Origin of the sequence: Fulvivirga sp., from assembly GCF_040218215.1 — a bacterium.
Lineage (GTDB): Bacteria > Bacteroidota > Bacteroidia > Cytophagales > Cyclobacteriaceae > Fulvivirga.
Genome location: NZ_JAVJQL010000013.1, coordinates 326,537 through 341,329, shown reverse-complemented (window position 1 = coordinate 341,329; position 14,793 = coordinate 326,537). Strand labels below are relative to the sequence as shown.

Here is a 14,793-nt window from a genome sequence, read left to right as displayed (position 1 = left end):
CCATCCTTACCGAATAGGGATTTGCCTGACTTGAACTGAGCAAGTGCTTTGCTCTGTAATTGGTCAATCTCTTCTTGTGTCATTGTCTATCTAAGTTAATTGTTAAAATCTTCTTAGACAGAGTTTAATTTACAGTCTCTTCGTGCCTCCGTAAATCTTGCCGTTTCCAAACCTTATCCCCTTACTAAATACTGTACCTAATAGCATTCGTCATGTCGATATGGAGTGCAACGGAACGAGACATCTCCTTTGAAGAAAATACATACTTTATAATAGCGAGACTTCTCACTCCACTGCGTTGCGTAGTGAGTGACGATCATATTTGATACATCTTCACTATATTTAACCATGGCAGGTTTAGCGTCAACTATTGTAAACAGTATTTCCAGGGGTTTTGTGTTCGGTCAAATTACCAAATACATAAACCCGGAACTGCTCTCAGCCTGCATGTATTTTGGAGTATTATGCTCAGCCGGTTTTCTAGACTATAGTACAGTTGAGAATTTTGGCAATTATATCATCGTTGAATTCCTGATGATCCACTCCAATGTAGGTATTGCGGTAGCACTATTCTTTTCTACAAATGAAAGCACCAAAAATCTTCTTCTTTTGGCTACTGGTGCTTTTTACTTTCTTTTCATATTAGCTATTGCAATAGGTTTTGGTGCCTGGTGGACAGCCATAATTTTCGTTTTGATTATATATTCAAGAATGAACGTGCCTCATACTAAAAACAAGAAAGATGATTTAATGGGAGAAATCATGATCACTTTCGGGAGGTTCTTTATTTATATGATTTGCGCTGGCTTTGGTTTTTTAATAGCAGAATACCTCTTTGGTGGTGAAGATGCCCTTGGCATGATAGTTTGGGCAATTATTTATTATTTACTACTCTTTTTGCTGCGGAACAAATTGGTTTTATTGCGGACGGTTTTTACTAGATGACAAATGAAGTGAGCGATAAAATTCCTTTTTTATTACAAACAGATCGGCTTATCCTGAGAAAAATTACACTTCAAGATGCCCCTTTCATTTTAAACTTAGTCAATACGCCTGGCTGGCTACAGTTTGTGGGTGACAGAAATGTGCACAATGAAATGGGCGCTAAAAGTTTTATTCAAACCTGGGCATTAGACAGGTATAAAACCTTTGGATATGGCCCTTATATGATCCAGTTAAAATCAACTGATCAGCTTATCGGTATTTGCGGTCTTTTCAAGCGTGACTATTTAGAATACCCTGATTTGGGTTTTGCCGTGCTACCCGAATATAACGGAAAAGGCCTGGCACATGAAGCGAGCAAAACTGTAATTAAGTATGCTTTTGAAGTGCTAAAAATACCAAAGCTTTATGCCATTACTGCTCAGAAAAATGCTAATAGCTCAAAGCTTCTAACCAGACTAGGCTTTAATGAAATACCTCCTTTCAACGGCAGCACCGATAAGACCTTTGAGCTAACGCATTAATTTGAGCAAGTCGCCAAAATTAAAACCCTAATTTCTTAGTTTTACTCCTTCAAAAAATTGTAACTCAATGGAAAAAGCCAACTGGATAACCGCCAAAGAATATACTGATATTACCTATAAAAAATCTGGTGCTACGGCCAGAATAGCCTTCAACAGACCCGATGTGCGTAATGCTTTCAGGCCTAAAACTACTGCTGAGCTTTTCGATGCATTTTTGGATGCACGGGAAGACCCGAATATTGGAGTAGTGCTGCTTTCCGCTGAAGGACCTTCTTCAAAAGATGGTATTTATTCGTTCTGCTCTGGTGGTGATCAAAAAGCCAGAGGTAAAAGTGGTTATGTAGATGAAAGCGGTGTCGGCAGACTCAACATCCTTGAGGTGCAGCGATTGATAAGATTTATGCCAAAAGCTGTTATTGCCGTGGTGCCTGGCTGGGCTGTTGGTGGTGGCCATAGCTTGCATGTGGTTTGTGATCTGACTTTAGCCAGTAAAGAACATGCTATCTTCAAACAAACCGATGCTGATGTAACTAGCTTTGATGGAGGATACGGTTCAGCGTACCTTGCCAAAATGGTGGGCCAGAAAAGAGCCCGTGAAATCTTCTTTTTAGGAAGAAATTATTCTGCACAAGAGGCTTATGAAATGGGCATGGTGAATGCCGTTATCCCTCATGACGAGTTGGAAGATACTGCTTACCAATGGGCACAGGAAATTTTGGCTAAATCTCCAACTTCAATTCGCATGCTGAAATTTGCTTTCAACCTTACAGATGATGGCATGGTTGGCCAGCAGGTGTTTGCAGGTGAAGCTACAAGGCTCGCTTACATGACGGAGGAAGCAGAAGAAGGAAGGAATGCATTTTTAGAGAAAAGAAAGCCTGATTTCAGTAAGTTCCCAAGAGTGAGTACCTAACGCTTAACTAGCTTCAATCCTTTTTTACGTCTTAGGTAGCCGAACAAAGGCATAATCAGCCCATATAACCAATAGCTGATACCTGCTATAAAGGCATTAGAGACCAAAGCAAAGAAAACAGAGATCAGGGGCACAGTGGCCATTAGGAAGTTGTAGTATACATTTGTTTTAGTGTGAAAGACTTCTAAAACAGTCAGTTTTAGATCATCTCTTCGTTTATAAGCAAGTACATACATAATGCCCAGCGTACTAAAAACCGCTGCCGCACCTAGTCCATAAATCACCATCAAGCTTGTCATCTGATCAGGCTGGATTACATCTGTAAATATCAGGTCTAGTGCTGCCTGATCTCCTGCAATCAGGGCGATATAAAGGTGCACAAGCATCTGGAACAAAAACTTGAGTGGGTAGATGTATGTCAGAACCAGAAACAGTAGAAAAGAATTGATCACAACTATCTTCAAATCCTTAAACCCATACCTAATAAAGAAGATATAGTGCTGAAACCAAATCATCATAAGCAGGGTAATGCAGATACCAAATGGAATAATGTTTACAAATGATTCAAGAAGCTGATCATAAGTAGTTGGTACGGTAGACGATAATACCAGCAATGTAACTGCCAATGCAAAAACGGCATCACTGAATGTTTCAATCCTTGTCTGTTCTTCGCCCCTATTCTTAAATTCAGGATTGATACCTAACGGGGAAGCCTTCAGCTTTTGCCTTACCATATTAGCTTGATGTTTAAACAGTTAAATCATTACCGTTCAAAATAGCTAATTGAATAATGACAACAAAAATTTACTAACACTATTAATGCTTTATAGCATATGTGAGGACTGGCTTTTTTGTATGATTTACTACTTCCTCAGCTATACTGCCACCTATCAAATGCGCCAGACCGGTTCTTCCGTGCGTTCCCATCACTATCAAATCGGCATCAACTTCATTGGCAAAATGTAATATCCCCTCCTCCTCAGACACATCATTATAAATCCTTAACTTATAATTGTCTATCTGATTGTTGTCTGCAAATGCCTTAAGCTCTAGTGTAGAATCACGATCGGTAAGGAAATTATTTGGGGTATTTACACGCACCAGATAAATGTCAAAATTATAGAACTCCCTAAGTGCTTTTACCACATCCAAATGTTCACCACCACCAATTTTACCATCGGTTGCAAATGCAACTGTACTTAATTTGAGTTCTTCGATATTATCATGAATAGTCAAAACGGGGCATTTAGCATGCCTTACAACTTTCTCGGCATTAGAACCTACCAGGAATTCCTGTATACCACTTGAGCCCTTGGTGCCCATTACAATAAGGTCAATATCAAAATCTTTGATAATCTCCTGAACCCCATAATACGGATTGCCGATTTTTATTTCTTCCTGAAATTTTATAGCAGGGTATTTCTTCCTTAGCTCCTGAAACTGATATTTAGCTTTTTCTATCAGTTTATAGATATACAATCGGTCTTCAATACCAGGCATGGCAATTTCACCTGTATAGCTGACCATAGAGATGGCATTATCTTCAATAACGTGAAGTAAAATAATCGAAGACTTGGTTTTTTCGGCCAACTTAGCGGCTATGGCTGTAGCGTTTTCAGCTTGCTTGGAAAAATCGGTAGGGACAAGTATAGTTTTCATGTGTGTAGTATTTTCTTACTTCAAATTTGAATAAAGAAAATAAGCCATTCCATGAAGGAAATCAACCAAGAAACTGACTGTTGTCATTTATAGAAGTTGACCAAAGCCAAAAAACAGGATAAATGCCAAAGTGGACAAGGCCATTTGCTTAAGATAAGGATCAAGCTCTTTAGCACTTCTTTTGTTCTTAACAGCTTTGATATTAATGGCAAAAAGCGGTGTGACAGCCACAAAGTAAAATTGGCTTATGGAGTGGTAATTGATAAAACAATATACAACCGAGGCCAAAACGCCAAAAAGAATAAGAGCGACATGATACCTCACTGCTGCTTCCCGGCCTATCCTTACCGGAATAGAATATTTACCGGCTTTTTTATCAGATTCTATATCCCTGATGTTGTTCACATTTAGCACTGCTACAGAAAACAAGCCGCATGAAATAGCAGGTAAAATCAAATCCAGACTTATGGAATTAGTATACAGATAGTAGGACCCCATCACCCCTACCAAACCAAAAAAAGTCAAAACCGACAAATCACCAAGGCCCATATAGCCGTATGGTTTTCTGCCTGCCGTGTAAGCTATAGCGGCAAATATTGCCAATATACCGAGGCCGAAGAAAAACAAGAAGGCCTGCATGTTTAGCCCAAACGAAACATAAAGCAACAATATTCCTGAGATAAGGCACAGTACAATAAAAACAGCAATGGCCGCCTTCATTGCATTTAAAGAAATCTCCCCTGATTGAACCGCCCTTTGAGGCCCTTCACGATGCTCGCTATCCGCCCCATTTACGGTATCGCCATAATCATTGGCAAGGTTAGAAAGTATCTGCAAGAAGATGGTAGTAAGGGCACAAAGAGCAAAAATACTCCACCTAAATTGTCCTACGGCAGCAGCCAAAAAACTACCCATTCCTATGCTGGAAAGTGCTAGGGGAAGTGTTCTCAACCTAAATGCCGAAAGCCATTTCTTCATTGCCAAAACAAATTAAAATAATTATATTTATACACTAGCCCTTTAGAGCATTCACAAAAATACACTGCCATGAAAAAGAAACTGCTATTAAGTATAATATTTCTCCCGCTTATTGTTTCCTTTTCAATGGCGCAAATCAAAAGTGATTTCACCTATGAGGCTCCATCCTTTTTAACAAGTGATTTTCAACATGTAAAAAGCACTAAGTTCAAATCAGGCTTCGAATTACAGACTTTAACCACTCATTCAAAAATTAGCAATCCGATAATGCAGAGTCAATTTGGCCCTGCCAAGGATGTATGGATCGGTGAAACTCAAACTTCGGTGATCAACTTTAAGAAGTTAATGATTAGCACCAATTATGATTTTGATGTACACGGCACATTAAAGAGAACCACTACCAACATCAGACTGAATAAACTTATCAGCTATAGGATATTTTAACCTACATCCTGCTCGGCACCTTGATGCCTAACAAGCCCATTGCCTTTTGAATAGTCTGTGCAACCACTGATGACAAAGCAATTCTGAACTTTAAAGCGTCCTGATCTTCTTCATTGAAAATAGATATCTCCTGATAGAATCGATTGTAATCTTTGGCTAAATCATACACATATTGGGCTATCACATCTGGTGAATAGTTTTCACCAGCCTCCTTTACCTTTTTCGGGTAGTCAGAAAGTGTGCCTATTATTCCTACTTCACTTCCATGCAAGGAGCTTAGATTATCGAAAGAATTGTAATCTGGCCTGATACCCAGTTGATCAGCTTTTCTTAAAATCGCTGATATTCTGGCATGGGTGTATTGTATAAATGGAGCTGTATTTCCATGGAACTGTATAGACTCTTCCGGATCAAAAAGCATGCGTTTTCTTGGATCAACTTTTAGCAAAAAGTACTTTAATGCACCCAGTCCTAATATTTCATAAAGTTCTTTAGCTTGCTCCTTGGTGAAATCATCAACTTTGCCTAGTTCAGTTGTATGGGCCTTCGCTGTATCTACCATTTCCTGCATTAGGTCATCAGCATCTACTACTGTTCCTTCCCTGGACTTCATTTTGCCAGTAGGTAAGTCAACCATGCCATAAGACAAATGGTAGCACTCTTTAGCCCATAAATATCCTAGTTTGGCGAGTATTTTGAACAAGACATTAAAATGGTATTCTTGCTCATTACCCACAGTATAAATCTGCTTTGAGATCTTAGGGAAATCGGTAAACCTTAAAATGGCCGTGCCTATATCCTGGGTCATGTAAACTGACGTGCCATCAGCCCTAAGCAGCAATTTCTGATCAAGCCCTTCGTCAGTTAAATCAACCCAAACCGATCCATCCTCCTTCTGAAAGAAAACGCCTTTTTCAACTCCTTCTAGTGCCTGTTCCTTACCTAACAAATAAGTGTTTGATTCATAGTAGAGTTTATCAAAATCAACACCCATGGTTTTGTAAGTCACGTCAAAACCATCATACACCCAGCCATTCATGGTTTCCCAAAGCTGATAAACTTCAGGCTCTTTGTTCTCCCACTTTAAAAGCAGTTCCTGAGCTTTTTTATAAATTGGTGCTTCCTTTTCAGCCAACTCCTTAGCCATACCTTTGGCCTCTAAAGCAGCAATTTCCTTCTTATACTCCTGATCGAACTTCACATAGTAATCACCAACAAGCTTGTCCCCCTTTTTGCCTGATGATTCCGGAGTCTCACCATCACCAAAAAGCTGCCATGCTACCATTGATTTACAAATGTGAATGCCCCTGTCATTAATAATCTGAACCTTATGAACATTATAACCATTGGCCTTCAAAATCTCCGCAACGGACCAGCCTAAAAAGTTGTTTCTCAAATGCCCCAGGTGCAATGGCTTGTTAGTATTCGGTGATGAATACTCGATCATCACTTCCTTACCATTAGCTGGATGAAAGCCGAAATTTTCAGCATTGAAAATATCCTTAAAAGTCCCAATCCATGTAGTATCGTTCAACACCAGATTAAGGAAACCTTTAACAACATTAAAATCTTCAACTAACTGAGAATGCTCAACAAGATGGGCACCTAAGAGCTTTCCAGTTTCTTCAGGGTTTTTCTTTGAAAGTCGGGCATATGGAAAACACACAAAAGTATGAGAGCCTTCAAACTCCTTTCTGGTTGGTTGCAGTGCGATTTCCTCTGCTTTTAGTTCGGCCTGAAATAAGCTGGCAAATGCCTTTGAGATGTCTTGTTGAAGACTCTTTTCTATGTTCATTTATTTCTTCAATTTAATGGCGTAGAGGTCGTGTCTACGGTCTTTTAAGTTTCTTACACTTCCGTGTGTGTGCAAATGTTTCAGATCATTAAGATCTACATCGCAGATAATTGTATTTTCAGTATTTGGTGTGCCTTCAGCAACAGTTGCATTAGATGGAAAAGCAAAATCAGAAGGTGAAAACACCGCTGACTGTCCGAATTGGATGTCCATATTAACCACTTTGGGCAAATTGCCAACACTACCGGATATGGCTACGTAACACTCATTTTCTATGGCCCTGGCTTGCGAACAAATTCTAACTCTTAAGTATCCATTTTGCATGTCAGTAGCAAAAGGAACAAATAAAATTTGTAAACCTTGATCAGCTAAAATTCTGCCCAATTCAGGGAATTCTGAATCATAACAAATCAAAATGCCTATTTTGCCTGCATCGGTATCAAACACCTGTACCTTATCACCGCCTGTCATTCCCCAGTCTTGTCTTTCTGCAGGAGTAACATGTATTTTCTTTTGTGTTTCGAATGTGCCATTTCTGCGGAACAGATAAGCTACATTGTAAAGCTTTTCATCTTCATAAACAGGCATGCTACCAGCAATAATATTGATATTATATTCTAAAGCATATTGCTGCAATCGCTCACTTATTTCATCAGTATAACCAGCTAGTTTCCTAATAGCAGTAGCAGCATTATCTTCATTAAACTCAGCCATTAATGGCGCATTGAAGAGCTCTGGAAAAAGAACAAAATCTGCCTTGTAACCACTTACTGCATCAACGAAAAACTCTACATTTTCAAAAAATGACTCCAGGTTTCTTACTGTCCTTAGTTGCCACTGCACTACGCCAATTCGGGCATGAGATTTCGCAGCGCCAATATCAATATTATCCTGATAGTAAATATTGTTCCACTCAATTAAAACTGCATTTTGCTTCGAGTCCTTGTCATCAGGCAGGTAATTTCTCAACACCTTTTTAACGTGAAAATCATTACTCATCTGGAAATACAATACCGGATCATAGATCTCCTTTTCACGAACTTTTTGAATATACTCTTTTGGAGAGAGCTCTTTGCTATGCTTATGATAATTTGGCATTCTGCCACCTGCCACTATGCCCTTAAGGTTCAGGTTCTCACAAAGTTCTTTACGCGCGTCATACAACCTTCTTCCTAACCGTAATCCCCGATATTCAGGATCAACACAAACATCGATACCATACAGGGTGTCACCTTCATCAGTATGTGAATCAAAACTGGCATTTTTACCAATTATCTCAGCATAAGTATGGTTATCACCAAACATTGAATAGTCGATAACAATCGAAAGGGCAAACGCCACTAAGACACCGTTATCCTCAACACAAATCTGCCCTTCAGGAAATATACTTAACAGCTTTTGGATGTGTCTTTTGTCCCATGTCTCGTTCATGGAAGGATAACTCCTGTCCATGACCTCAATCATAGTTTCGTAATCATCTATAGAGAGATTTCGAATATTTAATAGGTATGATCCGCTATCTGTAGTTTTAGTTTCCATTTTACCAACCTAATATATAGGCGAAAATTAATGGGGCAACAATTGTTGCATCAGATTCTACAATATATTTGGGAGTAGTGATATCGAGCTTACCCCAGGTTATTTTCTCATTAGGAACCGCCCCGGAATATGATCCATAACTTGTAGTAGAATCAGATATCTGACAGAAATAACTCCAGAATGGAATACTCTCCATTTCCATATCCTGATAAAGCATTGGCACAACGCAAATAGGAAAATCACCAGCAATACCTCCACCAATCTGGAAGAAGCCGATACCTTTGTCTTCAGCGTTTTTGGTGTACCAATCAGCAAGAAATGTCATATACTCTATTCCTGACTTCATGGTAGAAGGCTTCAGCTCACCCTTGATGCAATAGCTGGCAAAGATATTTCCAAGAGTAGAATCTTCCCATCCAGGCACTACCATTGGCAAGTTCTTCTTGGCAGCTTCAAGCATCCAGCTGTTTTTAGGATCAATTTCATAGTACTGCTCCATCACGCCTGAATTCAACAACTTGAATAGGAATTCATGAGGGAACATTCTTTCACCATTATCTTCGGCATCTTTCCATATTTTGAAAATATGCTTTTGAATTCTTCTGAAAGCCTCTTCTTCAGGAATGCAGGTATCTGTAACCCGGTTAAGACCCTTTTCCAGCAAATCCCACTCGTCCTGAGGCGTTAAATCCCTATAATTAGGCACTCTTTTATAATGTGAATGCGCCACAAGGTTCATTACATCCTCCTCAAGGTTAGCACCTGTGCAGGAAATGATATGCACCTTGTCCTGTCGGATCATCTCTGATAATGATTTTCCTAACTCGCCAGTACTCATTGCTCCGGCTAAAGAGATCAACATTTTTTTATTTTCTGCCAAATGCTTTTTGTAGCCCTTAGCTGCATCCACCAGAGCTGCTGCATTAAAGTGCAGATAGTGGTGTTCTATGAAATCTGAAATTGGACTGTTTGCCATAATCTTATTTTTTGGGTAAAAATACTTCCGCCATCATACATCTTGCACTTCCACCACCAAGGGCTTCAATTGTGTCTAAAGAGCTGTGGATTATTGGGCAGTATTTTTCTATTTTATTGATTTGATCTTTGTTTAATGATTGGTATGCCACTCCGGACATCACCAAATATAGTTCGTCATCTTTTGATCGTACCTGCAGCATATTGCCTGCAAAATGGTGTTTCTGATCTTCAGATATTGATATAACCTCCTTACCAGTGCCTTCAAGTTTATCAATAACCGCCTTTCTTTCATTTTGGTCATCAATACTATCAACACATAATATAGCAAATTCATCGGCTACACACATCATTACATTAGTATGATATATAGGTAGTCTTTTGCCATCTACATCCTGATTAGCCACAAATTTAACAGCTTCATAGCCAAAAGCCTCACAAAACTCATCAAGTGGCTGCTCCTGGGTACGCTCAGACATGGCGGCATAAACTATCTTATTCGGCCTGTCCAGTATCATGCTGCCAGTGCCTTCCAAAAAGACATTTGAGCTTTCAAACTCGGTGAAGTCAACAAGAGCACTTACTGAAAATTGATCCCTCAGTTTTTCAATAATGTCACTTCTTCTTTCCAATCTTCTGTTTTCAGCAAACATAGGATACAAGCCGATTCTTCCATCATCATGAAAGGATATCCAGTTGTTAGGGAATATAGAATCAGGGGTATCCGGATCTACGGTATCATCTACTACAATAACATTCACTCCCTTTAGACGTAACTTTGCTACAAAGTCATCAAATTCGGCCAAAGCCTTTTCCTGTACCTGATCTGCCGTGAGACCATCTAATACTTTTTGATAATAGTTATTTACAGCCGTTTGTTCGTTCATTCTAAAACGAACAGGCCTGATCATCATTATTGTATCTGTACTCTGTTTAGTCTCCATCAATATTCTCTTTTTAATGGTAGTGTTGAGCATCTTAACAAGCCTTCCATTTTAGCAATCTCTGAATATGGAATTTCTTCTACAGTCAACCCCCAATCCCTTAACTGATTATTAAGCCTTGTAAATCCCCTTTCTGACACTACAACTTTTGGCGATATCGAAAAGACATTTGAGTTCATATCAAACATCTCTTCTTTGGTGATATCAAATACATTTTCCTTACCAAAGAAGTCTACCAAAAAGCGATAATCTTCTTCATTTTTAAAGCCCTCTTTATGAATAATGGCCTTCTCTGTACCTACCGGCTGAAAGCAGCAATCTAAGTGAAGCGCATTATCGTAGGCATTGTCATCAGACTTATGAAGCTCAAAGGCTTTAACAGTTTTAGTCGGAAAAGTATCCATTAAAAACTTCACCCCATCTTCATTAGTTCTGGCTACAATATACTCATCGAAATCAGGCTGTTTTGAAAACCCAACAAAGATATGATCATGCCAGGGCATCACATCACCACCTTCTATCTGCACACCTTCAGGCACATTTATTACCTGGTCTTCAGGTATCTTATCTATAATGTATTGTATGCCCTCAATTTCCCGTCTTCTGTTTTTCAGAATTCTTGGCTTAACGAACTTATCCTCGATAACAAATCCAATGTCTCTTGAAAAAATCTGGTTATAATTCTCGATAACCTGTGGCCGGTACACTTCAACGCCATATTTTTTTAAAACGGCCTCAAAGGCATCCATCTCCAAAACCATATCTTTCTCTACAGGAAATGTGCCTGCCTCTATATGCATCTTACTTTTAGGATCATACGCATCCTCTAAATCCGGTTCTTCTCCGATTCCCTTTGCAGAACCTAAAATCACCGCTTTTAATGGAGCCGTTTCGTCTAAAATTTGGACATCTATCATAAAATATTGAGTTATCAATTTCAGGTCGCAAATGTAAGTATATCGCATTTCAAACCATAACATTAGATATTTAAAAAGATACTGTTATATTATCCCGCAAGGAAATAGGAAATTAGTATAGTTATTAACACCTATTCATTAAAATTGCATTAAGTAAAACTAGATAGACATTGAAAAAATACGTTGATTTAATAGAGCAGACCTTCTATTTTCCACAGAAAGAATTCCAGGTCACCAATAACGAATTGTACTTTCATGATGTCCCTTTGATGGATATTATTAAGCAGTATGGCACACCACTAAAGCTGACCTATTTGCCAAAAATTGGTCAGAATATAAGATATGCAAAAAAGCTTTTTGCAGATGCATTTAAAAAACATAAGTACGAAGGTTCATATACCTATTGTTATTGCACTAAATCATCGCATTTCAGTTTCATATTAAACGAAGCCTTAAAACACGATATCCATATCGAAACTTCCTCCTCTTATGATATTCCAATTGTGAGAAAGCTTTATGAGAATGGGAAAATAAGCAAGGACACTTTCGTTATTTGCAATGGCTTTAAAAGGCCTCTTTACAGGGATAATATTACAGGACTGCTGAATGATGGCTTCAAGAACTGCATCCCTATTTTGGACAACCTTACAGAGCTTAGCCATTATGAAGAACATGTAAAAGGCAGCTACAACGTAGGCATCAGAATTGCCGCTGATGAGGAACCAAACTTTGAGTTCTATACTTCTCGTTTAGGTATTCGCTATAGCGATATCAATCATCTCTATAAAGATCAGATTAAGCCAAGCAAAAAGGCGAAGCTTAAGATGCTTCACTTCTTTATTAATACAGGAATCAAAGACACTGCCTACTACTGGAGTGAGTTGAGCAGGTTCATCTTCAAATATTGTGAACTTAAAAAGGAGTGTCCGGAACTTGACACCATAGATATTGGTGGTGGTTTTCCTATCAAGGCTTCATTGCACTTTGAGTACGACTATAAATACATGGTTGAGCAGATCATTGAAAATATCAAATGGATTTGTGGAAAAAACAATGTTCCTGTTCCTAATATTTTCACAGAGTTTGGAAGTTTCACAGTGGGTGAAAGTGGCGCGGTTTTATATTCGATAATGAATGAAAAACTTCAGAACGATAAAGAATTGTGGTACATGATTGATGGGTCATTCATCACTCATTTACCTGATGCGTGGGGACTGAATCAGAAGTACATTATGCTTCCGTTAAACAAGTGGGACAACATGTATCACAAAGTGAATATTGGCGGCCTGACTTGTGATAGTATGGATTATTATAACTCTGAGTCGCATACGAGTGAAGTGTTTTTACCGATGCAGGATTCTAACCAGAGTGAACCATTGTATATCGGCTTCTTCAATACAGGGGCTTATCAGGAGTCTTTAGGAGGCTATGGTGGCATTCAACACTGTCTGATACCTGCACCTAAGCACGTATTGATAGATAAAAATGATAAAGGTGAAATAACTACCAGCCTGTTTGCTGATGAGCAAACCAGCGACTCGATGTTAAAAACATTAGGGTATTAACCTAATATAACTTCAACGGCAGCTGGCAGATCTGCAACTTTGTAATCTGCCAGTATGCTGTCTGAATGATCCACCTGGATGCATTTGATTCCTAACTTTTTGGCAGGCACCAAGTCTCTATGTTTGTCGCCAACCATCCATGACAGACCTATATCAATATTATGCCTGGCAATGGCGCGCTCAAACATTAATGAGCCTGGCTTTCTGGAAAGGCTTTCTGATTTTGAAGGGTGGCCCGGAGCAAAATATATATCATCGATAACACCTCCACATTTTTCCTGAATAATTCGGTGAACATTATTCATATCCTCTTCTGTGTATATACCTTGTGAAATACCTGATTGATTGGTGATGATTACTAGTAAGTAGCCAGCATTTTTCAAAGATTCAAGAGCATTTTCAACTCCTGATAAAATAAATAACTTTTCTTCAGAATAAACATAATCGACAAAATCTTTGTTTAAAACACCATCACGGTCAAGGAAAATACATTTATTCAAAATAATGAGATTTTTTGATACAACATTAAATCTCAAAAATAGTATAATGAGTAGAAAATTGATCAAAAGGTCAGAAAGATTGAAGAGTATTTATTATTTTTGAAACCCTGCATTAAATCTTTTTAAGTGAACGACAGTCTAGTAATTATTCCAACTTTTAATGAAAAAGACAATATTCGTCTGATCATAGACGCGGTCGTTAATTTACCCAAACCCTTTGATATTCTGATAGTTGACGATGGATCACCTGATGGAACGGGTGAAATTGTTAAGGAAATTCAAGCGGCAGGATTGCCAAATAGAACGCTGCATCTAATTGAGCGACAGGGCAAGCTAGGTTTGGGCACTGCTTATATCCGAGGATTTAAATTTGCGATTGAAAAAGGCTATGATTACATCTTTGAAATGGACGCTGATTTCTCTCATAATCCTAAAGACTTATTGAAGCTGTATGAAGCATGCACAACAGGCGGCAGTGATGTAGCTGTTGGCTCGAGGTACATATCAGGTGTTAACGTAGTAAACTGGCCAATGGGTAGGGTTATCATGTCCTATTTTGCCAGTATTTACGTTCGTTTTATCACCGGTATGCCAGTCAATGATACAACAGCAGGTTTTGTTTGTTTTAAGCGCATTGTCCTGCAAACGATTGACTTAGAGAACATTAAGTTTATTGGTTATGCCTTTCAAATAGAAATGAAGTTTACCGCACTCAAATTTGGCTTTAAGATCAGTGAAGTGCCTATTGTTTTTACTGATCGTACCAGAGGAAAATCCAAAATGTCAGGATCAATATTCAAAGAAGCATTTTTTGGTGTGATCAAGATGAAAGTAGATAGCCTTTTCAAGAAATATGTCCCAGCTTAATCATACCGAAGGGATAATATACACAAAACAAAAATTAAAAAAATTCATTTTTCAATTTTGTTCAATCGCAAAAAATCATAAATATCTGATTTACAAGTAGTTATTATTATTTCAATCGTTTTCCATTAGGTAAATTCACCTAATAAATAGATTCATTTTCCCTAATCCTTTCCCAATTTTTGGGCTCTTACAGGTTTTTAAAAGCTTAGCTTTTTACTTACCATTGAGTAA

At 38.4% G+C, this 14,793-nt stretch carries 15 protein-coding genes; 6 read left to right on the top strand and 9 right to left on the bottom strand.

Annotated features, from left to right (window positions below):
• Positions 1-348 precede the first annotated feature (348 nt).
• The 3 genes from RIB54_RS08660 (at position 349) to RIB54_RS08650 (ending at position 2,379) form a co-directional block, all read left to right on the top strand.
• Positions 349-945 (top strand): hypothetical protein, encoded by a 597-nt coding sequence (locus RIB54_RS08660; RefSeq protein ID WP_350100524.1) that lies wholly within the window; start codon positions 349-351, stop codon positions 943-945.
• 8 nt (positions 946-953) lie between these two features.
• Positions 954-1,466, top strand: a complete 513-nt coding sequence (locus RIB54_RS08655; RefSeq protein ID WP_350100523.1) for a GNAT family N-acetyltransferase — start codon at positions 954-956, stop codon at positions 1,464-1,466.
• 67 nt (positions 1,467-1,533) lie between these two features.
• Complete coding sequence (locus RIB54_RS08650; protein ID WP_350100522.1) at positions 1,534-2,379, top strand: 1,4-dihydroxy-2-naphthoyl-CoA synthase; 846 nt, start codon at positions 1,534-1,536, stop codon at positions 2,377-2,379.
• Here RIB54_RS08650 and RIB54_RS08645 read toward each other — a convergent pair.
• From RIB54_RS08645 to RIB54_RS08635, 3 genes are all read right to left on the bottom strand, one after another.
• Positions 2,376-3,113 (bottom strand): TMEM175 family protein, encoded by a 738-nt coding sequence (locus tag RIB54_RS08645; RefSeq protein ID WP_350100521.1) that lies wholly within the window; start codon positions 3,111-3,113, stop codon positions 2,376-2,378. The genes RIB54_RS08650 and RIB54_RS08645 overlap by 4 nt on opposite strands.
• Before the next feature lie 82 nt (positions 3,114-3,195).
• Positions 3,196-4,038: a universal stress protein gene (locus tag RIB54_RS08640; RefSeq protein ID WP_350066698.1), complete on the bottom strand. Its 843-nt coding sequence runs from the start codon at positions 4,036-4,038 to the stop codon at positions 3,196-3,198.
• 87 nt (positions 4,039-4,125) lie between these two features.
• Positions 4,126-5,016 carry a 1,4-dihydroxy-2-naphthoate polyprenyltransferase gene (locus tag RIB54_RS08635; protein WP_350100520.1) on the bottom strand — a complete coding sequence of 297 codons (891 nt, stop codon included), beginning with the start codon at positions 5,014-5,016 and terminating at the stop codon, positions 4,126-4,128.
• Positions 5,017-5,085: 69 nt separating this feature from the next.
• Here RIB54_RS08635 and RIB54_RS08630 point away from each other — a divergent pair, with 69 nt between their 5' ends.
• Complete coding sequence (locus RIB54_RS08630) at positions 5,086-5,460, top strand: hypothetical protein (RefSeq protein WP_350066702.1); 375 nt, start codon at positions 5,086-5,088, stop codon at positions 5,458-5,460.
• A 1-nt stretch (position 5,461) separates the two neighbouring features.
• Here the strand turns inward: RIB54_RS08630 and argS are convergent, their stop codons facing one another.
• From argS to RIB54_RS08605, 5 genes are read right to left on the bottom strand one after another with little or no spacing between them, the layout of a single operon-like run.
• On the bottom strand, positions 5,462-7,255 hold the full coding sequence (gene argS / locus RIB54_RS08625) for an arginine--tRNA ligase (RefSeq protein ID WP_350100519.1): 1,794 nt from the start codon (positions 7,253-7,255) through the stop codon (positions 5,462-5,464).
• Positions 7,256-8,794, bottom strand: coding sequence for a GNAT family N-acetyltransferase (locus RIB54_RS08620; protein WP_350100518.1), 1,539 nt, complete (start codon positions 8,792-8,794; stop codon positions 7,256-7,258).
• 1 nt (position 8,795) lies between these two features.
• Complete coding sequence (locus RIB54_RS08615; RefSeq protein WP_350066708.1) at positions 8,796-9,770, bottom strand: deoxyhypusine synthase family protein; 975 nt, start codon at positions 9,768-9,770, stop codon at positions 8,796-8,798.
• 4 nt (positions 9,771-9,774) lie between these two features.
• Positions 9,775-10,713 carry a citrulline utilization hydrolase CtlX gene (gene ctlX, locus RIB54_RS08610; RefSeq protein ID WP_350100516.1) on the bottom strand — a complete coding sequence of 313 codons (939 nt, stop codon included), beginning with the start codon at positions 10,711-10,713 and terminating at the stop codon, positions 9,775-9,777.
• Positions 10,713-11,630, bottom strand: a complete 918-nt coding sequence (locus RIB54_RS08605; protein ID WP_350100514.1) for a dimethylarginine dimethylaminohydrolase family protein — start codon at positions 11,628-11,630, stop codon at positions 10,713-10,715. The genes ctlX and RIB54_RS08605 overlap by 1 nt, the downstream gene beginning before the upstream one ends.
• A 170-nt stretch (positions 11,631-11,800) precedes the next feature.
• On the opposite strand from RIB54_RS08605, the gene RIB54_RS08600 reads away from it, so the two are divergent.
• Positions 11,801-13,195, top strand: coding sequence for a type III PLP-dependent enzyme domain-containing protein (locus RIB54_RS08600; protein ID WP_350069500.1), 1,395 nt, complete (start codon positions 11,801-11,803; stop codon positions 13,193-13,195).
• On the opposite strand, the gene RIB54_RS08595 is transcribed toward RIB54_RS08600, so the two are convergent.
• Positions 13,192-13,695: a D-glycero-alpha-D-manno-heptose-1,7-bisphosphate 7-phosphatase gene (locus RIB54_RS08595; protein ID WP_350069497.1), complete on the bottom strand. Its 504-nt coding sequence runs from the start codon at positions 13,693-13,695 to the stop codon at positions 13,192-13,194. The genes RIB54_RS08600 and RIB54_RS08595 overlap by 4 nt on opposite strands.
• Before the next feature lie 126 nt (positions 13,696-13,821).
• On the opposite strand from RIB54_RS08595, the gene RIB54_RS08590 reads away from it, so the two are divergent.
• The gene (locus tag RIB54_RS08590; RefSeq protein ID WP_350100513.1) at positions 13,822-14,562 is read left to right on the top strand and encodes a polyprenol monophosphomannose synthase; all 741 of its coding nucleotides are present in this window, start codon (positions 13,822-13,824) and stop codon (positions 14,560-14,562) included.
• Positions 14,563-14,793: the final 231 nt, after the last annotated feature.